This window comes from Cobetia sp. BMC6, from assembly GCF_029991385.1.
Classification (GTDB): Bacteria; Pseudomonadota; Gammaproteobacteria; order Pseudomonadales; family Halomonadaceae; genus Cobetia.
The window spans coordinates 354,798-375,741 of sequence record NZ_JAKUMF010000002.1 but is presented as its reverse complement, the minus strand read 5'-3'; the positions used below and the strand labels follow the sequence as shown (position 1 = coordinate 375,741).

17 protein-coding genes are annotated in these 20,944 nt (G+C 64.9%); 5 read left to right on the top strand and 12 right to left on the bottom strand.

Features of this window, described 5'->3' with window-relative positions; translation table 11 throughout:
* Positions 1 to 244 precede the first annotated feature (244 nt).
* Complete coding sequence (gene rpoE / locus MKZ40_RS05850) at positions 245 to 847, bottom strand: RNA polymerase sigma factor RpoE (RefSeq protein ID WP_175088179.1); 603 nt, start codon at positions 845 to 847, stop codon at positions 245 to 247.
* A gap of 533 nt (positions 848 to 1,380) precedes the next feature.
* Between rpoE and MKZ40_RS05845 the strand changes: the two genes are divergently transcribed.
* Positions 1,381 to 2,469: a 3-deoxy-7-phosphoheptulonate synthase gene (locus MKZ40_RS05845; RefSeq protein WP_175088180.1), complete on the top strand. Its 1,089-nt coding sequence runs from the start codon at positions 1,381 to 1,383 to the stop codon at positions 2,467 to 2,469.
* A 168-nt stretch (positions 2,470 to 2,637) separates the two neighbouring features.
* Here the strand turns inward: MKZ40_RS05845 and dinG are convergent, their stop codons facing one another.
* Together dinG and MKZ40_RS05835 are read right to left on the bottom strand one after the other, a co-directional pair.
* Positions 2,638 to 4,776 carry an ATP-dependent DNA helicase DinG gene (gene dinG, locus MKZ40_RS05840; protein WP_175088181.1) on the bottom strand — a complete coding sequence of 713 codons (2,139 nt, stop codon included), beginning with the start codon at positions 4,774 to 4,776 and terminating at the stop codon, positions 2,638 to 2,640.
* Positions 4,777 to 5,029: 253 nt separating this feature from the next.
* Positions 5,030 to 6,334 (bottom strand): DEAD/DEAH box helicase, encoded by a 1,305-nt coding sequence (locus tag MKZ40_RS05835; protein ID WP_175088182.1) that lies wholly within the window; start codon positions 6,332 to 6,334, stop codon positions 5,030 to 5,032.
* Positions 6,335 to 7,330: 996 nt separating this feature from the next.
* Between MKZ40_RS05835 and MKZ40_RS05830 the strand changes: the two genes are divergently transcribed.
* A complete protein-coding gene (locus MKZ40_RS05830) occupies positions 7,331 to 7,597 on the top strand; it encodes a hypothetical protein (RefSeq protein ID WP_175088183.1) in 267 nt (88 codons plus the stop codon).
* Positions 7,597 to 8,409 (top strand): exodeoxyribonuclease III, encoded by an 813-nt coding sequence (xthA, locus tag MKZ40_RS05825; RefSeq protein WP_175088184.1) that lies wholly within the window; start codon positions 7,597 to 7,599, stop codon positions 8,407 to 8,409. Before MKZ40_RS05830 ends, xthA begins: the two co-directional genes overlap by 1 nt.
* 137 nt (positions 8,410 to 8,546) lie before the next feature.
* Here the strand turns inward: xthA and MKZ40_RS05820 are convergent, their stop codons facing one another.
* The 8 genes from MKZ40_RS05820 to MKZ40_RS05785 all read right to left on the bottom strand — a co-directional run bounded on the left by MKZ40_RS05820 (position 8,547) and on the right by MKZ40_RS05785 (position 16,137).
* Positions 8,547 to 9,842: a hypothetical protein gene (locus tag MKZ40_RS05820; RefSeq protein WP_175088185.1), complete on the bottom strand. Its 1,296-nt coding sequence runs from the start codon at positions 9,840 to 9,842 to the stop codon at positions 8,547 to 8,549.
* 133 nt (positions 9,843 to 9,975) lie between these two features.
* Positions 9,976 to 10,770: an energy transducer TonB gene (locus MKZ40_RS05815; protein ID WP_175088186.1), complete on the bottom strand. Its 795-nt coding sequence runs from the start codon at positions 10,768 to 10,770 to the stop codon at positions 9,976 to 9,978.
* Between the two features lies 1 nt (position 10,771).
* Complete coding sequence (locus MKZ40_RS05810; RefSeq protein ID WP_043331884.1) at positions 10,772 to 11,170, bottom strand: biopolymer transporter ExbD; 399 nt, start codon at positions 11,168 to 11,170, stop codon at positions 10,772 to 10,774.
* On the bottom strand, positions 11,163 to 11,786 hold the full coding sequence (locus MKZ40_RS05805) for a MotA/TolQ/ExbB proton channel family protein (RefSeq protein WP_082388107.1): 624 nt from the start codon (positions 11,784 to 11,786) through the stop codon (positions 11,163 to 11,165). Before MKZ40_RS05805 ends, MKZ40_RS05810 begins: the two co-directional genes overlap by 8 nt.
* The gene (locus MKZ40_RS05800) at positions 11,779 to 13,230 is read right to left on the bottom strand and encodes a MotA/TolQ/ExbB proton channel family protein (protein WP_175088187.1); all 1,452 of its coding nucleotides are present in this window, start codon (positions 13,228 to 13,230) and stop codon (positions 11,779 to 11,781) included. The genes MKZ40_RS05805 and MKZ40_RS05800 overlap by 8 nt, the downstream gene beginning before the upstream one ends.
* Positions 13,230 to 14,141: a DUF3450 domain-containing protein gene (locus MKZ40_RS05795; RefSeq protein WP_282627808.1), complete on the bottom strand. Its 912-nt coding sequence runs from the start codon at positions 14,139 to 14,141 to the stop codon at positions 13,230 to 13,232. Before MKZ40_RS05795 ends, MKZ40_RS05800 begins: the two co-directional genes overlap by 1 nt.
* Positions 14,142 to 14,461: 320 nt before the next feature.
* Positions 14,462 to 15,388: an FAD-binding protein gene (locus tag MKZ40_RS05790; RefSeq protein WP_175088188.1), complete on the bottom strand. Its 927-nt coding sequence runs from the start codon at positions 15,386 to 15,388 to the stop codon at positions 14,462 to 14,464.
* A complete protein-coding gene (locus MKZ40_RS05785) occupies positions 15,385 to 16,137 on the bottom strand; it encodes an electron transfer flavoprotein subunit beta/FixA family protein (RefSeq protein WP_107335326.1) in 753 nt (250 codons plus the stop codon). Before MKZ40_RS05785 ends, MKZ40_RS05790 begins: the two co-directional genes overlap by 4 nt.
* A gap of 592 nt (positions 16,138 to 16,729) precedes the next feature.
* Between MKZ40_RS05785 and MKZ40_RS05780 the strand changes: the two genes are divergently transcribed.
* Both MKZ40_RS05780 and MKZ40_RS05775 read left to right on the top strand, forming a co-directional pair.
* The gene (locus tag MKZ40_RS05780) at positions 16,730 to 18,373 is read left to right on the top strand and encodes an electron transfer flavoprotein-ubiquinone oxidoreductase (protein WP_175088189.1); all 1,644 of its coding nucleotides are present in this window, start codon (positions 16,730 to 16,732) and stop codon (positions 18,371 to 18,373) included.
* Between the two features lie 227 nt (positions 18,374 to 18,600).
* A complete protein-coding gene (locus MKZ40_RS05775) occupies positions 18,601 to 19,836 on the top strand; it encodes a dicarboxylate/amino acid:cation symporter (RefSeq protein ID WP_175088190.1) in 1,236 nt (411 codons plus the stop codon).
* Positions 19,837 to 19,948: 112 nt separating this feature from the next.
* Here the strand turns inward: MKZ40_RS05775 and MKZ40_RS05770 are convergent, their stop codons facing one another.
* Positions 19,949 to 20,890, bottom strand: coding sequence for a sulfurtransferase (locus MKZ40_RS05770; RefSeq protein WP_254626938.1), 942 nt, complete (start codon positions 20,888 to 20,890; stop codon positions 19,949 to 19,951).
* Positions 20,891 to 20,944: the final 54 nt, after the last annotated feature.

The following is a 20,944-nucleotide window of genomic DNA, read 5'->3' as shown; positions in this document are numbered from 1 at the left end:
GCGCCGTGGAAGAGGGGCTTTCGTGCCCTGCCCCTCGCCACTCGCCTTCCAGCGCTCATGCACGCAGTCGCTGAGCTACATGACTACTGAACAATAAGAACACGCGCTGCACGGATTGTTCCGCCATTCATTCAGAAAACATTCACTTTAGATGCAAGATTTCGCCAAGCCACTGAGTTGATTGGATTTAATCAACAAGATTTTTGTGGCTCTTCTCTCACAGGGGCGACGCAGAACAGCGACGTCACTCGACGGCAGACGCCGCCGAGGCGGGACTGACCAGCCCCTGAATCGCCTTGTCGACCGCTTCACGTGCCCGGAAGATACGCGAACGTACCGTGCCCACCGGGCACTGCATCACTTCGGCGATATCCTCATAGGACAGACCATCGAATTCGCGCAGCGTGATGGCGGTGCGCAGATCTTCGGGCAGCTTCTCGATGGCCTCGAATACGACCCTCTCCAGCTCATCACGCGCCATGGCAGCTTCCGGCGTCTCGATGTCCGACAGGCGACCGGATTGATCAACCACCTCGGCATCGCCGACATCCATATCGGTGCCGGGCGGACGACGGCCACGCGAGACCAGATGATTCTTGGCCGTATTGATGGCGATCCGGTACATCCAGGTGTAGAAGGCGCTCTCGGCACGAAAGTTGGGCAACGCACGATAGGCCTTGATGAAGGCTTCCTGGGCGACATCCTGAACTTCTGAATGATCGTGTACGTAACGGCTGATCAGGCCGAGAATCTTGTGCTGATATTTCCTGACCAGCAGATCAAAGGCGCGGTTATCCCCTTTCTGGGCGCGCTCGACCAACTGCTGGTCCGTTTCATTGACACTCATTCACTCGCTCCCTCCGCGGGAGTGGAGGCACCGCTTGCGGACTCCACATCAGGAATCCCCGGGGCATCAGCACCTGACAGGAATTGCGACTCGCGCATGCGTTATCCGGCCCCTTTGATATTCGTTGTGATGGATGCGATGCCTGGCGCGGGGCGAAAAAGCGCCCGGCGGCCCGCTGACGCGACCAAAATCAACGCACAGTGTTCCTGTTTATCATTTGTACGGCAAGACGCCATGCCGTCAAAGCCTCAGGTTTTGCGTGTTCACTCCCGTCATGACAGCGTTTGGCGACGCTGACACGTCAAAGCGTAACGATTTCTTTACGATTTACGCTCATCTTGATTCACACGAGCCTCAAGTCAGCGCCAGTCAACTTGACAGTTGATTAAATTTGACCCAATGACGCTGACAAGCCGGCATGCAGCAGATACCATGGGCGTCATTCAGTACGCACAACACGGATGGCGGGCGCAAAGACGCCCGTCTGACTCTGCCAGCCGCCATGCAGACCGCACACCGCTCAGGACACTGTCATGTCAGAACAACACGTCAACAACCTCAACGTCCTGTCCCAGGACGTGCTGATCACCCCCGAAGCGCTCAAGCAGGACATCCCGCTGACCGCCAAGGCCGAAGAGACCGTCATCGAAGGCCGTCGCATCATCCAGCGCATTCTGGACGGTGAAGACCCGCGCCTGCTGGTCGTGGTCGGCCCCTGCTCCATCCATGACCTGGACGCCGCCCGTGATTACGCGCGCCGCCTGAAGGTGCTGGCCGAAGAAGTGAAGGACAGCCTCTATATCGTGATGCGCGTCTACTTCGAGAAGCCGCGTACCACCGTCGGCTGGAAAGGCCTGATCAACGACCCGCACCTCAATGACACCTTCGAGATCGAGGAAGGCCTGCACATCGCGCGCGGCCTGCTGGTCGAGCTGGCCGAGATGGGCCTGCCGCTGGCCACCGAAGCCCTCGACCCGATCTCTCCGCAGTACCTGCAGGACTGCATCAGCTGGTCCGCCATCGGCGCCCGCACCACCGAATCCCAGACCCACCGCGAGATGGCCTCTGGCCTGTCGTGCCCGGTCGGCTTCAAGAACGGCACCGATGGCTCGCTGGATGTCGCCGTCAATGCCCTGCAGTCCGTGTCCCACGGCCATAACTTCTTGGGCATCAACCAGGCCGGCCAGGTCGCGATCATCCGCACCCGTGGCAACGCCTACGGCCACGTCGTGCTGCGTGGCGGCAACGGCAAGCCGAACTACGACAGCGTCAGCGTCGCGCTGGCCGAGCAGGAACTGGCCAAGGCCGGCGTCACCGCCAACTTGATGGTCGACTGCTCCCACGCCAACTCCAACAAGGACCCGGGCCTGCAGCCGCTGGTGCTGGAGAACGTCACCCAGCAGATCCTCGAGGGCAATCGCTCCATCATGGGCCTGATGGTCGAGTCGCACATCAACTGGGGCGCACAGAAGATCAATGCCGACCGCAGCAAGATGGAATACGGCGTTTCCATCACCGATGCCTGCATCGACTGGGCGACCACCGAAGACACCTTCAAGACCATGGACGCCAAGCTCAAGGATGCACTGCGCGCTCGCCTCCAGCAGCCTGCCGAAGCCTGAGCCAGAAGTCTGAGCCAGAAACCTGAGGCCACTGGCTTCAGACTGGCAGCATTGGGTGTCTAGTCCTGAAAAAGCCCCGCCGATTGGCGGGGCTTTTTCATGGCTACTGCCTGGGCAGCTGACGAATCAGCTCTGAGCGTTCAGCCCTGATCCATCAGTTCTGGCCCATCAATTCTGGCGCACGCCATCGATCTCGCGCACGAAGGGCGGCAGCGCCTCGATCAACTGCTGACCGTAACGCTTGGTGAGGATGCGTCGATCCAGAATCGTGATACGCCCTTCATCGGCTTCCTTGCGGATCAGGCGCCCGCAGGCCTGCACCAGCTTGATGGAGACATCCGGCACCGCGATACGCATGAACGGGTTGCCGCCCCGCGACTCGATCCACTCCGCCAGCGTCGCACCGACCGGGTCATCCGGCACCGCGAACGGCAGCCGCGTGATTACCACGTGGGTCAGATACTTGCCGGGCAGGTCAATACCCTCGGCGAAGCTCGCCAGCCCGAAGATGATGCTGCCGCGCCCGCCATCCACCGCTTTGCGGTGCTGACTGAGCAGCTCGTGCTTGGGCAGACGACTCTGCGCCAGTACCCGCTTGCGGGTCTCGCCGTCCAGCGCCTTGTTGACCGCCGCCAGCTGCTTGCGCGAACTGAACAGCACCAGCACCGCCTCGCGTACATCCAGCGCATTGACGAAGTTGACGATCGCCTGCTCGTGCGGGCCGGGCGGCGACGGCTCCACCGCCTCACGCGGAATGGCCAGTACCGCCTTGCCATAATCGAACGGGCTGGGCAGACGCTGATAGCGATAGCGATTGGCCAGGCCTGCGCGCTCCTGCAGGCGCTCGAAACGATTGAGCGCCGTCAGGGTCGCCGACGTCAGCACCGCGCCGAAACAGGCGCCCCACAGATGGCGTGCCAGCGTTTCCGCGGCCGACACCGGGCTTGCCGAGACGGTCATCTCCGGCTCGCCATTGAAGCGCTCGAAGGTCAGCCAGCGCGCATGCGGCGGCCCATCGGCAGGATCACTCAGGCCGATGGCCTCCCACAGCGCATGGGCTTCCAGCGCACGTCCGTGCAGCAGGGCCACCAGCGGCAGCCAGTCCTCGGCATTCTCCTTGGGCAAGCCGGTGGCCTTCTCCGGGTCCAGGCTCTCACGCAGGATGTCGGCGATCTGCTCCAGCGCCCGCGACAGCTCCGCGAAGCCCTTGAGCAGGTTGTGGCCCAGCTCCTTGAGCGCCTCCGGTGCCTGACCGCGCTCGAAGCGATGATTGGTGACGTCCTCGCCGGCCCCATTGGGCAGATCCGCCAGCTGATGCCCCAGCCCGAACACCTCGCCCAGACGCGGTTCGATATCCGCCAGCAACTCGGGCATGCGTGCCAGCAGGCGGCCGATGGTCGGCTGACTGCCCAGCGCCGCATTCAGCTCGGTGAGCGACTTCTTGAGGTTGCCCAGCCAGCGCAGCGTCTGATTGATCGGCGTGCGATGATGGAAATGATCCAGCGCCTTGTCGGGCAGATGGTGTGCTTCGTCGAAGACGTAGATGCAGTCGCTGGGCGATGGCAATACCAGGCCGCCGCCCAGCGAGAGGTCCGCCAGCACCAGGTCATGGTTGGCGACGATGATGTCGGCCTGCTCCAGCTGACGACGCGCACGGAAGAAGGCACACGCCGAGAAGTGGCTGCAGCGGCGGTTGGTACACTGACGATGGTCAGTGGTCAGACGCGCCCAGTCGCGGTCCTCGACCTGCAACGGCCAGCTGTCGCGGTCCCCCGCCCACTCGCCGCTGGCATAGTCCTCGGCCATCTTGCCGGCCAGCTCCACGAAGCCGCCGCCATCACTGGCAATCATGTCGCGCTCGAACAGCGCCATGGTCGGGTTGTCCTCGACACCTTCCAGCGCCTGATCCAGCTTCTGCACGCACAGATAACGGCGACGGCCCTTGGCCAGCGCATAGTCGAAGTTCAGCCCCGAATGCTTCTTGAGCGCCGGCAGGTCTTGATGCATGACCTGTTCCTGCAGCGCGATGGTCGCGGTCGAGACCACCAGCCGCTTGCCGCGCGCCTTGGCCACCGGCAGCGCGGAGAGCAGATAGGCCAGCGTCTTGCCGGTACCGGTACCGGCCTCCAGCACGCAGACATGCTCGTTGCCGAGGCGATAGCCTTCCGGATTCTGCTCGATGTTGCCCAGGGTGCGCGCGATCTCGGCGATCATCAGCCGCTGCCCATAGCGCGGCGTCAGCTCAAGACCCTCGAGCAACTTGCGATAGGCGCCCTGAATCTCGCCCTTGAGGCTATCTTCCAGCATTGCGTGTCTCTCTCCTCAACTGGCCATCCCCCCCTGCCCCACGACAGCCGGTCACGGTCAACAACAACTGGCGACTGGCCGCTTGCCAGAAGATCACTTGCCGTCAGCTCGCTTCTCGTCAACTCGGTGGGTCATGGAGCGCAAGACGGCGAACAGCCTGAGCTGTCCGCCGTCTTTGCGTGCTACTGCCATCTACCTCGACTGCCGTGCGCGACCGGCCACCTTCTCGCTACCGGCCAGGTGCAAGCAGGTGTTACAGCAGGCCCTGAGGCGGCTGCTGACGCGGAAGCGTTTCCTGCAGGTAGTCCTCGATCTCCGGCAGTGAGAAGACATCTTCCTCACCGACGAAGCTGATCAAGGTCACTTCGCTGAAGCTTGCACGGTGAACGTAGTCTTCCGGCACTTCCGGCAGCGTGAAGTTGATCGCATGGGTCGCGTCTTCGAGTGCGAAGCCACGCCCGGCGACATCGCTGACCACCAGCACCTTGAGCTTGCCGTTGCGGAAGGCCTCATGGGCTTCCAGGCGCTCGGTCTGGGTCTCGGCGCCGGACATCACCGCCGATTCGATACCGGCCTCCTTGAGCGCGGCGTTGATCTTGCGCACCAGCCCACGACTGTTGCCGAAGACCACGGAGCGCTCCATCTCACCCTGATTCACCAGATTGATCAACAGACGCAGCTTGTCATCATCGCTCACGGTGTAGGTCTGCACGGCGTCGTTGTCCGCCGCGATGGCAGCCGTCGCTTCGTGCTCGACCGCGACCTGAGTCGCCTCATGCGTCCACTGCTCAGCCAGCCCCAGCACATCGGAAGACAACTCGGCGGAGAACAGCAGCGTCTGGCGCTCTTCGGGACGTGGCGTGGCGCGGATGATGCGCTTGACGTCAGGAATGAAGCCCATCGACAGCATGCGGTCCGCTTCGTCGACCACCAGCACCTCGGTCTCGGAGAGATCGACATCGCGCTTGGTGTGGAAATCGAGCAGTCGGCCTGGCGTTGCAACCAGCAGGTCGACCTTGCGCTCGAGGCGTTCACGCTGCTTCTGGTAGTCCATGCCACCCACCACGCAGGCCACCGAGATGCGCGCGAATTCGGAGAACGCCTTGGCGTCCTTCTCTATCTGCAGCGCAAGCTCACGGGTCGGCGCGATGATGACGGCACGCGGTGCACCCGGCTTCTGGCCTTCCGGCGCCTTCTCTTCCAGGAAGTAGGCCAGGGTGGCGATCAGGAAGGCGGCGGTCTTGCCGCTGCCAGTCTGGGCACGGCCGACCACGTCACCCCCTAGCAGTGCCTTCTCGAAGGTCTGGGCCTGGATCGGGGTGCAGTATTCAAAACCGGCCTTCTGGATGGCACGCATCAGCGGCAGCGGCAGATCGAAATCATGGAAGCGCCACTGACCGGCGACCGGCGCGACCGGAAACTGATCGAGGTTCCACTTGGACTGGGAGCGACGCGGCTTGCGACGACGACGCTTGGGCTTTCTCGGCTTCTGGTTCGGGTCCTGCGGCTCTTGCTGAGTCTGCTCAGCGGCTGGCTGGGTCTGATCCGTCTCGCTCATGTAATCCGTTCTTTTCAAGGGTTCATATGCGACAGGCGCGGGTCGTTCTCGGAATCTCGCCGTGACAGGCCACACCCGGCTGGTTCGTCATGCCCAGTCGTCTCACCTGGTTCGCCTGACTCGCGCCTGATGCGCGGTAGTCTCGGGCTGCATGCGCCTTTACCGGATTGGGAGCCATTCCCTGCACTTCTGCGGCAACCCCCCCTGGGTGTGCGTCTTCGAGGCCACGCAGGCCTCGGGTGCAGAAGGGCACGAATGCTCTCGCCTGTTCTTGACGGATTCACGCATCCAGCACTCCCCTGCCCGAATGTTCGGCAAGGGACTGGAGCGGACGTCTGCCATGAGGGTCTGCTCACGTTGCACCGGTCATGTCATCGCCGGGCTCACGCAACGGACAGGCTCATGGGTCGCCACAAGGACGGCCGATACTGCGTGTCGGTCGAAAGGGCTTCTTCATCGGGCAGGCATCGGGTTGCCGGGCAACCTTGGCCACGCCACGCGACAGTTCGCCGTCGCCCGTCTGTCTTACTGTGTGGGCCGGGGCAGCGTACCTGCCAGAGTCATTCAGGTAACACTCATATGTTGCATGTCGCTGGCACGGGCAATGGCAGCAAGACTGGCGCATCCGGCAAGCCGTTGTCTCTGACATGCGTGAGGGGAAGCGCGCCCCGAGGGGCAGGCGACCCGCCATCGTGCATGAGGCACAAGGCGCCGGTTCAAGCGGCCAGCCACGCACCTCACCTGCGGGCAGCGACGATAACGCCGACATATTGTACCAGCCCGCCGGCGTCTTCGCGCCCCTGCATCATGACGCACTCGATACGAGACAACCTCGTGTGCACGACACGCGATGCTTCTCACCACGACGCCCCTCATGGCACCCGCCCCACGCAGGCTGGTAGAATGACCGTCAACTGATGCGGTTGCCCGCGTGCCGCGGCCTTGCCGTGCGACTCAAGGCTGGCGACTGCCGACACCGAACAGGAAAGCCCGAAGATGACACGTAGAAAGAAGAGCCGTTCCATCGCCGACAAGGTGCAGATTCGTACCGGCCGCCGCAAGGACTTCAAGAAGTGGCGCGCCGAGAACCCGGACCAGGTGCATTCCGGCCCGCGTTACGTGGCCAAGAAGAAGGACCAGCGCAAGTCCCAGGCTGCCGCCAAGCTGGAGCGCATGAACGCCGCGCCGCTGTTGCCGCTGCACCCTGAGACACCGGCAAAGGAAGACAGCTCCTCCAAGGATGATGGTGGAGGCCAAGCGTGATGCGTCTGATTTCCTTCAACATCAACGGCATCCGTGCCCGCCCGCATCAGCTGGAAGCGCTGATAGAAGCGCACCAGCCGGAAGTCATTGGCCTGCAGGAAACCAAGGTGCAGGACAGTGAATTTCCCCACGCGCACATCGAGGCGCTGGGCTATCACGTGGTGTGGCACGGCCAGAAGGGCCACTACGGCGTCGCGATGCTGACACGTCAGGTGCCGAAGAAGGTGCACTACGGCATGCCGGATGACGGCGAGGATGCCCAGAAGCGCATGATCGGCGTCGAGATCGACGGCCCGAACGGCGAGCCGCTGATCGTCTACAACGGCTACTTCCCCCAGGGCGAGAATATCGAGCACCCGGTGAAGTTCCCCTACAAGACGCGCTTCTATCAACAGCTGTTCCGCCTGCTGGAAGAAGACCACCAGCCCGAGCAGCATGTGGTGGTGATGGGCGACTACAACATCTCGGCCACCGACCGCGACATCGGCATCGGCGAGCCCAACCGCAAGCGCTGGCTGCGCGAAGGCAAGACCAGTTTCCAGCCCATCGAGCGCGAGTGGATGGAGCGCCTCTACGCCTGGGGGCTGACCGACAGCTTCCGCCACGTGCACCCGGAAGTCGACGACCAGTTCAGCTGGTTCGACTACCGCTCACGCGGCTTCGAGCGTGAGCCCAGGCGCGGCCTGCGCATCGACCTGATCATGACCAGCCCCGGCCTGACCCCGCTGATCAAGGATTCCGGTATCGACTACGCGCTGCGCGGCATGGAAAAGCCGTCAGATCACGCCCCAGTGTGGACCGATATCGGCTGATACGCTGAGCGACACCAGCGCGAACGCGATCGCCAGACACGCAAACGCCGCCTTTCCCGTCTCAGGACGATCAGGAAAGGCGGCGTTTTCGTTGCAGTGATGCTCAGACAGCGCTGGATCGCCAGCGCCTCACGTCATCAGCGTTGCGCGACGGACTTCAGCCAGGCATCGGCTCCTTCGGCGCCACGCGCCTGAGCCTTCTTGAAGGCTTCACGCGCAGGGTCGAACTGCTCCAGCTGACTGGCGACCACGCCGGAGAGCAGCCAATGACGCGCCGAGTCATCGCCACGCTCACCGGCCGCGGCCAGCGCCTGCTGGGCCGTTTCCCAGCGGCCCCAATCATAGGCAAGCTCGGCATACTGCCGGGCATCCTCGAGTGACTGACTCTGCTGCGAGACGGCTGCCCATGCCTTGAGCGCATGCTCGACATCGCGCGCCGCCGTCCAGGCCTGCGCCAGCTGGCGACGCAGCGCCGGGGTATCGTCAAGCAGCGGCTGCCCCTCGGGTGTCGCGGATTTCGAGAGCCCCGCCTCGATCAGCTCCGCCGCCCGCGCCGGCGCACCGGCCGCAAGCTGGAGGTCGATCCGCTGCTGGTAGGCGTCGCTGCCGCTGACGATCCCCGCCGCCCACGCCGCTTCCCAGGTACTGGCGGCGCGGGTGTTCTGGTTGAGGCGCTGATAGAGCGCCACGGCACGCTGCCAGTCCTGTGGGTCACGTGACTCGCCCAGTCCCTGCTCGACCAGCGCCACCGCCGCGCCATGGCGGCCGGTCTGCTGATAGACACTGACGGCCAGCTTCAGGCGATCACCGCTCGGCGCACTCGCCTTGCTGGCACGCTCAAGCCAGTCCTCGGCGCGCGCCCAGTCACCTCGATTGGCTTCAAGACTGACTGCGAGCCACAGGTCCTCGGCACTTGCCGAGCCGCCGTGCAGATATTCCGCCAGGCGAGCGATACCGCTATCGCGCTCCCCGGCGCGCAGGCGCAGCATCGCTTCACGACGCAGCCACTCGCGAGCCTGGGAGGCATTGACGCCCGGCAGGCGACGCGCCTCGGCATACAGACGCGCCGCCTGGGCCTGATCGCCCTGGCGCGCTCGCGCACTGGCCGCCAATGACAGATACAGCGCACGCACCTCGCCGCGCTGGCGCTTGGCCTCACGTTCGGCGCGCTCGCCAACCGCGTCATAATCGCCTTCATCCAGCCGTGACTGCAGCGTGCGCAACTGCCCCGCCACTTCGGCGGAAACGCGGGTCGCCGCATGGGCCGCACTGATGCCACCGACTTCCATCATCAGCATCAGGCAGGTCGAGACCAGCGTCACGCGGGTGAGTCGGCGCCCGCCGCGTGCCAGCAGCTGGCGCGCCCGCGCCATCAGGCCTCGCGATCGCTCAGCACTGTCGGCGTCCTGCGGCGGTGTGGATTTCGCTACCATGAGTCTTTCCTCTTGCGTTCATCCGCTGCCATGACTCGGCGCATTGCCGATAAGTCCACGGCATCAGAGATGACGACATATGACACACATCAGACACCCGATGAAAGCCCGCGCCATGGGGTCATGGGTTGCCTCAACGCAACTGGAACTCGAGCCGCTGGCGCGCCTGGCGCGCATTGCCCGCGGCCGGGAATTCCCAGCGCGCGATCGCCTTCATCGCCGCCCTGTCAAACACGCCCGACGGCTCGGCACGCACCACCCGCAGCGAGCCGCCATCGACATTGCCGTCCGGGCGAATCACGAACGCCACCTCGACGAAGCCCTCGATGCCGCGGCGACGCGCACGACTCGGATATTCGGGAGCAGTGCGCACGGTGGGTCGCGGTGAACCACCCTGTGCCGCCGGGGCTGCCTTGGGCTTTGACGGCTTCGCCGCGGCCTGTGATGACGTGTCAGACGCCGACTGCGCCGATGAAGAGGCCTCGGCCTGCCTGGCGACCGCCTTGGGTTCTGGCTTGGCCTTGGGTGCTGGCTTGGGCGTCGGTTTCGGCTTGGGGGTCGGTTTGGGCGGACGCTCGACTTCCAGCGGCGGCAGGCTGTCATCCATGGTCAGCTCTGGCGTCGGCGGCAATGGCGTCTTGACCTCGGGAATCGCCACCGGGCTTGTCGCCTTGGGTGCCGGCATCGGCGCTGCCTTGGGTGGCGGTGGTGGCTCGGCCGGCGGCGTGGGCAGACTTTCACTCGCCGCCGGTGCAGGCTCCGGTGCCTCTTCAGGCGCCTGAACGGTGGAGACCGATAGCGGCTCCGGTGGCGGCGTGTCGTTCACCGGCGGCGCGACCAGCAGCGCCAGCGCATAGAACAGCACCAGCGCCAGCAAGGCGCCGCCGACAAGCCCGACGAGTCGATTGGCATACAGGCGTCGCGTCATGTCATTCGCCCTTCGAGGCGGCGACCGCGATGTCCTGCACACCCGCGTTGCGCAGCGCATCCATCGTCTCGACCAGTAGGCCGGTCTGTGAGCGACTATCAGCCTGGATCACCACCGGCTGACCATCGGCAAGATCGGCCACGGCGTCGCCGACACGATGGGCATCCACCGGCTTGCCATCGACCCACACCGCGCCCTCGGCGGTGATGGCGACCATGACCGCCGCGTCAGGGCGCGCCGTGGCGTTGGAGGCTTCCGGACGCTGGATCTCGACCCCGGACTCCTTGACGAAGCTGGTGGTGACGATGAAGAAGATCAACATGATGAAGACGACATCCAGCATCGGCGTCAGATTGATCTCGCCGCTGTCTTCCGCGGCCTCCATGCGACGTCTACGCATGTGGTGTCTCGCTTGTATCAGAGGAGGAATCAAAGCCGTTCGCAGCGGACATGCCGGAACGTGCATCGTCGACGGCGCGCGCCAGACGGTCGTGCAGGCGCTGGTCTTCACGACGCACCACGCGCTCGAAGCGCGTGACGAACATCAGGCCCACCACCGCGACCGCCATGCCGGCCAGCGTCGGCAGCGTGGCGCGAGCCACACCGTCGGCCATGGCACGCGCCTGGCCGGTGCCGGCGATCGCCAACGAATCAAAGACATGGATCATGCCGGTCACGGTGCCCAACAGGCCGGCCAGCGGGCAGATCAGCACCAGCAGCTTTAGCCACGGCAGCGGCGCGCGCAGACGTGACAGCAGCTCACGGGTCAGCACTTCGCGATGGGTGAGCGCCGACCAGCTGTGGTGCTCGCTGCGCGCCACCCAGTCGTGGATCAACTGCTGACGCGCCGGACGATGCACGAGCCGCCAGTAGAGGCCGCGCTCCAGCGCCAGCCCGAACAGCACCATGGCGATCAGGCAGATCACCACGATCAGCGGGCCACCGCTTTCCACCAGCCGCATCACTGGCGCGAAGCCACCGCTCAGCAGGGAAGAGGCAGCCAACGAATCAGGCATGCTCGGTATCCCGCTGACGCGCCGCCGCGCTGGCAGCCTTGCTCGGAGCGCGCTTCTCGAGGTGGTCGGCCAGACGGGCACTGGCGCGGCCCTCGAGGCGGCCCATCAGGCCCTTGGACAGGCTGGAAAGCCCGGTCTGGGCAAACAGCAGCGGCACGGCGGTCACCAGACCCAGCACGGTGGTCACCAGCGCCTGGGAGATACCGCCGGCCATCAATTTGGGGTCGCCGGTACCGAAGACGGTGATCGACTGGAAGGTGCCGATCATGCCGGTCACGGTACCCAGCAGACCCAGCAGCGGCGCGATGGCAGCCAGCAGCTTGACCAGCGCCTGCCCACGCTCGAGCCTGGGCTGCTCGGCCAGCAACGCCTCGTCGAGACGGGCTTCGAGCGCTTCAGGCTCGTGATCATGGCGCATGCCTTCAAAGCGATGCAGCACACGGCCCAGCGGGTTGTCGTCACTGAGCTGGCTCAGGTCGGCCTCCTGACGCTTGACCGCCCGACGGGTCAGCGACAGACGCACCAGCTGGATCAACGCGATGATAAGGCCCAGCACACCAAGACCGACGATGACATAACCGACGGCGCCGCCTTGCTTGAGGCGCTCACCGAGACGCGGCGCCCGCGCCAGTGCCTGGGTGACATCGCCACCGGTGGGGTCGAAGCTCAGGCGATCACTGTCGCCGGCATCGAAGGCCGCCAGCTGCTTGCGAATGCGCATCGGCGTGGTACCCGCAAGGCCGAGGGTGTCCAGCGCCGAGGGGCCATCCACGGCCTTGTCTTCCGACAGCGGCGCCAGCAGGTGACGACCACTGAAGGCCATCTGCTCGCCGACGCGCACGATCTCACGCGGCTTGATGCTGCCATCAGGCCCGGCCAGCGGTGCCTGGAAGCGCAGTGCGCGACCGCTTTCGGTGGCGATGCTGCGGATGTCCGCGGTCAGGGCGGCGAGTCGCTCGCGGCCCGGCACCTCGTCGCGCGGTCCCAGGTCCGGCAGACGCGCCTGGCCGCCGACCAGCAGCCAGTTGCCCGCCAGTGCTTCACGCGTCTCACGTGCATGCTTGCGCGCCACCTCGAACACCTGGCCGAGATCGCCCTGCTGGGCCTGGCGCTCTTCGTCCAGACCGCTGAGAGTCGCCTGTTGCTCCTGCGCTTCGGCCTCGAGGGTCGCGCGCGTCTCGCGCAGGCTGTCACGCCGCGCCTCGGCCTCGCTGACCGCCGCTTGCAGCGCCTCGCGATCCGACAACAGGGTGTCAAGACGCGCCTGATCGCGGCCTTCGGCCTGACTGGCGGCCTGTTCGAACTGCTCGACGCTCAATGACTGCTCGGCACTGCCGGTCGCCGCCAGCACGGCGGGAGACGACAACGTCAGCAGCCCCAGGGTGCCGGCCGTCAGCAGCAGGCGTGACAGAGACGCACGTGGCGCTTGTGAATTCGTCGCCATCAGCTGGACTCCTGCGCGGTACGGGTAGTGGTAGTGCGTGTGCTGGTGACTGCCGCGGCAGCCTGATCGGCGCTCTTGAGCGCGGACTGTGACAGGCGCCCCTTCGGGGCCAACTCGACGTCCTCGACCGGCACCGACAGCGGCAGGGTCACCAGTGACGGTGCCTGCTGGTCACGCGCCATGCTGATGCCCTTGCGCAGCGCCTCCAGGCCGCTGTCATCCAGCACCTGCCAGCTGCCATTTCTGGCCTGCCAGGCGCCACCATGCTGACCGTCCAGCGCCAGGTAATAGAGACCGACGCGGCCGACACGCAGATACTGCACCTCGGTGTCTTCCCCGCCGACAAGCCCTGCGCGCCAGGTATCGAAGCCCTGACCGTAACTCAGCTCCTGCTGCCAGGCGTTGAGCAGCTGATCGAGGCGCTCATCATTGCTCAGGCTGGCATTGGAGAGGTTGTCACGCAGACGCTGGACGCGCGCGAGACGCTCGTCCTTGAGAAACGGCAGATCCTGCTCGATGAAGTCCTCAAGCTCCTCGACCTGCTGACGCAGCAGACCCGGCAGCGACTCGCGCGTGGCCTCGAGATTCTCCAGCGCCCTACGCTGGCGCTCGATTCGCGCCGCGCGGTCAGCATTCAGCGGCGTCAGTTCCGCGGTGTAGCTTTCCAGACGCGCGGCTTCCTGACGCGCTTCGCGCAGGCGCACCAGCAGCGCACGCGTCTCGTCATCGGCGGCGTCGATGCGCGCCTGCAGCTCACGCTGGGTTTCCTGATGAGTGGCGGCACTGTCACGCAGTGTCTCGGCATGCGCCGGCAATGCGGTAGCTGTCAGCGGTGCAAGCAGCACCAGCGCCGGGAGCAGGCCGCCAAGGGCTCGCACGCACGGGAAGGGGAAAGAAGTCGAACGCCGCACGGACATCTCCTGAAGAACTAGGCTTGGTTGCATCCTCGGTCGCCTGCCAGGCCGATAGTGGCTTCCGAGTGGAAATGCAAATCACTGGCATGGACGGTATTACAAACAAGAACAATTATCAATTGATCTTGACTCGCTCTACTCCCTCAGCAGGCCCTGATACCTGCAATGCCGCGTTGCGCTTCTCTCTTCAAGCGCACATTCCTGACCTGCCCCGACCCTTGCCCGCAGACACAAAAAAACGCGACCCGCCGAAGCGGGTCGCGTTGGTTGGCCAGGGCACCTTGCGGTGTCTCGGGCTCAGCCTTGCGGGGCGTGGCTCAGAGCTTGCCTTCCAGCTCCGGCAGCACCTCGAACAGATCGCCGACCAGGCCGTAATCCGCGACCTGGAAGATCGGCGCTTCATCGTCCTTGTTGATCGCGACGATGACCTTGGAGTCCTTCATCCCCGCCAGGTGCTGGATCGCCCCGGAGATGCCGACGGCGATGTAGAGATCCGGCGCGACGATCTTGCCGGTCTGGCCGACCTGCATGTCGTTGGGCACGAAGCCGGCATCGACGGCAGCGCGAGAGGCACCGATGGCGGCGCCCAGCTTGTCGGCGATACCGTTGAGCAGCGCGAAGTTCTCACCGTTGCCCATGCCGCGGCCACCGGAGATCACCACCTTGGCGGAGCCAAGCTCAGGGCGCTCGCTTTCGGCCAGGGTTTCCTCGACGAAGCTCGAGACGCCTGCCTCCTCGACCACATCCACGGCCTCGATGGCCGCCTGTCCGTCGAGCGCGACCGGATCGAAGCCGGTGGCACGCACGGTGATGACCTTGAGCACATCGTCGCTCTTGACGGTGGCGATGGCGTTGCCGGCGTAGATCGGGCGCTGGAAGGTATCGGCGCTCTCGACGGCGATGATCTCGGAGATCTGCGCCACGTCCTTCAGTGCCGCGACACGCGGCATGAAGTTCTTGGCGGTGGTGGAGGCGCTGGACAGTACGTGGCTGTAGTCATCAGCCAGCACCACGACCAGTGCCGACAGATTCTCGGCCAGCTGATGGGCGTAGACGGCATTGTCGGCGACACGGACACGCGCGATACCGGCAAGCCTGGCGGCCTGCTCGGCGACGGCGCCTACGCCCTCACCGGCGACCAGCACGTCGATATCGCCACCGATGGCGGTTGCAGCTGCCACGACACTCGCGGTGCTGCTGGTCAGCTGGCCATCATGATGATCGGCAATGACGAGAATGCTCATGAGATCACCTTTGCTTCATTCTTGAGTTTGTCCACCAGCTCATCGACGGAGCCGACCTTGATGCCGCCCTGACGCTCGGCCGGCGGCGTGACCTTGACCAGCGACACCTTGGAGGCCGTGGAGACACCCAGCTCTTCCGGCGTCTTGACGTCCAGCGGCTTCTTCTTGGCCTTCATGATGTCCGGCAGCTTGGCGTAGCGCGGCTCGTTGAGGCGCAGGTCAGTGGTGACCACCGCCGGCAGGTTCAGCTTGACGGTCTGCAGACCACCATCGATCTCGCGGGTGACGTTGACGCTCTCACCATCGACCACCACCTCGGAGGCGAAGGTGCCCTGCCCCATGCCGGTGAGTGCCGCCAGCATCTGGCCGGTCTGGTTGTTGTCGGCATCGATGGACTGCTTGCCGAGAATCACCAGCCCGGGCTGTTCCTCCTCGACCACCTTGGCCAGCAGCTTGGCCACGGCCAGCGAGTCGACGGCATCATCGGTCATCACCTGCACGGCGCGATCGGCGCCCAGCGCCAGCGCGGTACGCAGCTGCTCCTGGGCGGCCTTCGGGCCGATGGTGACGGCCACGACTTCGGTCGCCACGCCCTTTTCCTTCAGGCGTACCGCTTCTTCCACGGCGATCTCGCAGAAGGGGTTCATGGCCATCTTGACGTTGGTCAGATCGACGTCAGACTGGTCAGCCTTGACGCGAATCTTGACGTTGTAATCGATGACGCGTTTCACCGCGACGAGTACTTTCATGGTGTCCTCGCTGATTTCTCATGGAGTACCAGTGACCGTGAGGCCGCCAGCACTCGATTCATGCAAGCGTTTGATAGGTGAATATCTTTCACAGATGACCGTGGTGACAAGTGTCTCGCCACGATATCCGCTGGCACCCGAAGGATGAAGTCAGCCAGATCGGCGTGGTTTTCACTGTCCGGGAGCCGCCATTCTCATGCGGGCATCTTGCGCAGAATTGGCTGCCGGGGTCAAACCTGACAATCACTCTCAACACGCCCGGGCGTGAAACCCATCGGGCGATTCCCTGCAACGCCCCCGGTGGCTATTACGTCAGACCCAAGCATAATAAACAAACGGTCGTTTTAAATGCTACTGTTGCGGCATGCTATGCGGCTGCTTCGCGCCAGCGCCTCGTGTCGAGCGGCCAAACGTCCGTGCAGGACATGGCGCGCCAGCGTGAGTCGCCCCCTATTTTCACTCCGGCGAGCCGTGCCCTGACGCACGCCACGTCGGAGGTTCACTGCCCAGCGAACGGCCATGGTCGTTCGTGACACGCCCGCCCCGCCGGATCCGCGGGGCCCTGACGGCGCAAAGATTGAGGAGACGGGTCATGGAACGCGAATTCATGGATTTCGACGTGGTCATCGTCGGTGCCGGCCTTTCCGGCCTGGCGGCGGCCTGCCGACTGATGCAGCAGGCCAACGCGGCCGAGAAGGAGCTGACAGTCTGCGTGGTCGAGAAAGGCTCTGAAGTCGGCGCACACATCCTGTCCGGCGCCGTGCTCGAACCGCGCGCACTGACCGAGCTGTTCCCCGACTGGGCCGAGCGCGGCGCCCCGCTCAAGACGGCCGTCACCCGTGACGAGGTCGTGCTGCTCAAGGATGACCAGAAAGCGCAGGTCATCCCCAATGCACTGGTCCCCAGGACCATGCACAACGACGGCAACTACATCATCAGCGCCGGCAACCTGACGCGCTGGCTGGGCGAGCAGGCCGAGGAGCTGGGCGTCGAGATCTTCCCGGGCTTCGCCGCCCAGGAAGTGCTGCATGGTGAGGATGGCACGGTGCGCGGCATCGTGGTCGGTGACATGGGCGTGGCTGCCGATGGCAGCGAAAAGGATGGCCACATGCCGGGCATGGAGCTGCGCGGCAAGTACACCCTGTTCGCCGAGGGCTGCCGTGGCCACCTGGGCAAGCAGCTGATCTCGCGCTTCTCGCTCGATAGCGAAGCGGATGCCCAGCATTACGGCATCGGCCTGAAGGAGCTGTGGGATGTGCCCGCCGAACAGCACCAGCCGGGGCTGGTGGTGCATGGCAGCGGCTGGCCGCTCAAGGGCAACGCCGAAGGCGGCTTCTTCCTCTATCACACCGATGACCAGCAGGTGGTGGTGGGCCTGATCGTCGATCTCGCCTACGACAATCCGTACCTGTCGCCCTTCGATGAATTCCAGCGCATGAAGCAGCACCCGACCCTGGCCCGCCATCTCGAGGGCGGCAAGCGGGTCTCCTACGGGGCGCGCGCCATCGCCAAGGGCGGCCTCAACTGTCTGCCGAAGATGAGCTTCCCGGGTGGTCTGCTGATCGGCTGTGACGCCGGTACCCTCAACTTCGCCAAGATCAAGGGTCTGCATACCGCGATGAAGTCCGGCATGCTGGCGGCGGAAAGCGTGTTCGACGCCATCAAGGGGGGAGACGAAGGCGGTGAAGACCTGGTCGACTTCGGCAAGCGCTTCAAGGACAGCTGGGCCTATGAGGAGCTGGATGCCTCGCGCAGCTTCGGCCCGGCCATGCACAAGTACGGCACCTTCCTCGGTGGCGCCTACAACTTCCTCGACCAGCTGACGGGTGGCCGCCTGCCGACCCTGCATGACACCACGCCGGACTACGCACGCATGCGCCCGGCGGCTGAGTGCACGAAGATCGAGTACCCCAAGCCGGACGGCAAGCTGTCCTTCGACAAGCTGTCCTCGGTGTTCCTCTCCAACACCAATCACGAGGAAGACCAGCCGTGTCACCTGCGCCTGTCCGACCCGGAACTGCCGGTGCGTGACAACCTGCCGCGCTACGCCGAGCCCGCCCAGCGCTACTGCCCGGCCGGGGTTTACGAGATCATCGAGGAGGCCGGAGAGCCGCAGTTCCAGATCAACTTCCAGAACTGCGTGCACTGCAAGACCTGTGACATCAAGGACCCGGCGCAGAACATCACCTGGATCGCGCCGGAAGGCGGCGGTGGCCCCAACTACCCCAACATGTAAGCCTCTGCTGCCCGCCAGCTGACAACGCCGCCGCGGCCCTGCCGTGGCGGCGTTGTCGTGTCTGGCCCTCAATATCTCCCAGCGCCGCGGGCGCGAACGCCTTTCACTCCTTAAGCGCTTCTTGTGTTATTCCAAAACATTCTCAAAGCGATTGTTGATATAACAGCTTCCCGGTAGCACATTAGCCTTCCTCGAATTCAGACTCATGCCATCGCTTCGGAGCCATCATGTCCGTCACACGCCAGATACTGCTCGCCCTGGGGCTGGGCATTCTCAGCGGCCTTGCCCTGAACGCCGGGGCAGGCGCTCTGCCCGAGGGCAGCGTTGCCTGGCTCGACAGCCACCTGCTGACACCGGTGGGCCAGATCTTCCTGCGCCTGCTGCAATTCGTGGTGGTGCCGATGGTGTTCGGCGCCCTGATCATGAGCCTGACCAACCGCGAAGGCGGCGCCGATGTCGGTCGCCATGCCGGGCGCCTGCTGGGCAGCTATGTGGTCACCAGCGCCGTGGCGCTGACGCTGGGCATGCTGGTTGCGCATTGGCTGACGCCGGGCAGCGGCGCCGAGAGTCTGGTGGATTCGGCGCCTGAAGGCCGCAACGCTGACAGCATCGCCCAGTGGCTGGTGGGCCTGGTGCCCAACAACCCCTTCACCGCGCTGGGTGGCGGCGGCCTGCTGCAGGTCATCTTCGCGGCCGCCCTGATCGGGCTGGCAATGCGCGCCCTGCCAGAGGAAAGCGCGCCGCTGCATCGCGTGATCGAGAGCGGTTACACCGTCAGCCTCAAGGTACTGTCCTTCGTGCTCAAGCTGGCGCCGGTGGGGGTCTTCGCACTGATCACCTCGGTGATCGCCACCCAGGGGCTGGACCTGCTGATGCGCTTGGGCATGTACGTGATCGGCCTGATCATCGCGCTTACGCTGATGGCGCTGCTCTATCTGGTGCTGCTGGCCGTCACCGGTGCCCGCCCGTTGGCCTTCGTGCGCCACTTCGGCCAGAGCCTGGGCTTCGCCTTCGGTACCGCAAGCTCCGGCGCGACCCTGCCGCTGGCGCTGGGCAATGCCCGTGATTACGGCATGAATGAATCCCTGGCCAGCTTCGCGCTGCCCTTCGGGACTGCCCTCAAGCGCGATGGTGCCGCCGTGCTGCAGGGCTTCAATGCGCTGTTCGTGGCGCAGCTGTTCGGCATCGATGTCACCACCTCGCTGGTGATCACCGTGTTCACCACCGGCCTGCTGGTCAGCTTCTCGACGGCTGGCGTGCCGGGTGCGGGTCTGGTCGCGATGACCACCGTGCTGGGTGCGGCAGGTCTGCCGCTGGAAGGCGTGGCCGTGGTCGCCGGGGTGGACCGCTTCACCGATGGCCTGCGCACCGCCCTCAACGTGATGGGCAACTGCGCCAACGCCGCCCTGCTGGAGCGCTTCGATTCACGCAAGCCCACCGCCGAGCCCAAGACGCAAGCGTAAGCACGCACGCGAAGAGTCAGACAAAGCGCCCCACGAACGACAACGCCCGCCAGAGAAACCTCTGGCGGGCGTTGTCATGTCTGAGCAGCCCTCATCGCGCTGGCGCTTGCGACTACTTCTCGCTGGCCTCACCGGTGGCAACCGGACGTGCGGGATCACTGGTCCAGTCACTCCAGGAGCCGGCATACAGGCGCGGCAGCGGCAGCCCCGCAATCGCGAAGGCCAGGATGTTCTGACAGGCACTGATGCCGGAACCACAGTAGGCGATCACCCCACTCTCTGCCGGCAACAGGCTGCGCAATTCACGCACCAGGCTCATGCGGTCCTTGAAGCGACCATTGGCCTCGAGATTGCTGGGGGTCGGTCGGCAGAATGCGCCGGGAATGTGGCCTGCCACCGGATCGACCGGCTCCTGCTCACCGCGAAAACGCGCCTCGCCTCGGGCGTCCAGCAAGCTGTCATCCGTGGCGGCCACCTCCTGGGCGCTGACCAGCAGGCTGTCATCAAAGCTCGGCTGCCAGTCGCTCGGTGTGGGGGCCACCGGTTGGGCAGGCGCACGTTTGAGCTCGCCCATGGCCTGATTCCAGGCCTGGATGCCGCCATCCAGCACCCGCACATCCGGATGCCCTGCCCAGGTCAGCATCCACCACAGCCGCGCCGCCGCCATCTGCCCGCCCATGTCGTCATAGACCACCACCTGTTGCTCGGGCGTGATGCCGAGGCGGCGGAACAGCTCGGCCGTCGCCTGATGTGACGGCAGCGGATGCCGCCCGCCCACGCCGTCCTCGCGCACAGCGGCCGACAGATCGCGGTCCATATCGACATGGATGGCACCCGGCAGATGGCCTTCACGCCACAGACGCTCGCCGGCTTCCCCATCGTCGAGACGCGCACGGCAATCCAGCACCACGGGGGACTTGAGGCCCGCCATCGCCAGCTGGGTCACCAGCTGGCTGGCATCGATCAGGGGCGCCTGGCGCTGGTCCGGCACCAGCAGCGATGAGGCGGAGACGGAGGCTGCCGCCAATGCGGCAGGATCAGGATACTGAGCCATGGGAACTCCTTTTCGGGCAGACGAAGATACGCTGCAGGCATGATGGTGCTCGGC

Excerpts from the sequence above, each read along its gene's own strand:
- rpoE (WP_175088179.1), bottom strand. The coding sequence starts at position 847 with ATGAGTGTCAATGAAACGGACCAGCAGTTGGTCGAGCGCGCCCAGAAA.
- MKZ40_RS05845 (WP_175088180.1), top strand. The coding sequence starts at position 1,381 with ATGTCAGAACAACACGTCAACAACCTCAACGTCCTGTCCCAGGACGTG.
- dinG (WP_175088181.1), bottom strand. The coding sequence starts at position 4,776 with ATGCTGGAAGATAGCCTCAAGGGCGAGATTCAGGGCGCCTATCGCAAG.
- MKZ40_RS05835 (WP_175088182.1), bottom strand. The coding sequence starts at position 6,334 with ATGAGCGAGACGGATCAGACCCAGCCAGCCGCTGAGCAGACTCAGCAA.
- MKZ40_RS05830 (WP_175088183.1), top strand. The coding sequence starts at position 7,331 with ATGACACGTAGAAAGAAGAGCCGTTCCATCGCCGACAAGGTGCAGATT.
- xthA (WP_175088184.1), top strand. The coding sequence starts at position 7,597 with ATGCGTCTGATTTCCTTCAACATCAACGGCATCCGTGCCCGCCCGCAT.
- MKZ40_RS05820 (WP_175088185.1), bottom strand. The coding sequence starts at position 9,842 with ATGGTAGCGAAATCCACACCGCCGCAGGACGCCGACAGTGCTGAGCGA.
- MKZ40_RS05815 (WP_175088186.1), bottom strand. The coding sequence starts at position 10,770 with ATGACGCGACGCCTGTATGCCAATCGACTCGTCGGGCTTGTCGGCGGC.
- MKZ40_RS05810 (WP_043331884.1), bottom strand. The coding sequence starts at position 11,170 with ATGCGTAGACGTCGCATGGAGGCCGCGGAAGACAGCGGCGAGATCAAT.
- MKZ40_RS05805 (WP_082388107.1), bottom strand. The coding sequence starts at position 11,786 with ATGCCTGATTCGTTGGCTGCCTCTTCCCTGCTGAGCGGTGGCTTCGCG.
- MKZ40_RS05800 (WP_175088187.1), bottom strand. The coding sequence starts at position 13,230 with ATGGCGACGAATTCACAAGCGCCACGTGCGTCTCTGTCACGCCTGCTG.
- MKZ40_RS05790 (WP_175088188.1), bottom strand. The coding sequence starts at position 15,388 with ATGAGCATTCTCGTCATTGCCGATCATCATGATGGCCAGCTGACCAGC.
- MKZ40_RS05785 (WP_107335326.1), bottom strand. The coding sequence starts at position 16,137 with ATGAAAGTACTCGTCGCGGTGAAACGCGTCATCGATTACAACGTCAAG.
- MKZ40_RS05780 (WP_175088189.1), top strand. The coding sequence starts at position 16,730 with ATGGAACGCGAATTCATGGATTTCGACGTGGTCATCGTCGGTGCCGGC.
- MKZ40_RS05775 (WP_175088190.1), top strand. The coding sequence starts at position 18,601 with ATGTCCGTCACACGCCAGATACTGCTCGCCCTGGGGCTGGGCATTCTC.
- MKZ40_RS05770 (WP_254626938.1), bottom strand. The coding sequence starts at position 20,890 with ATGGCTCAGTATCCTGATCCTGCCGCATTGGCGGCAGCCTCCGTCTCC.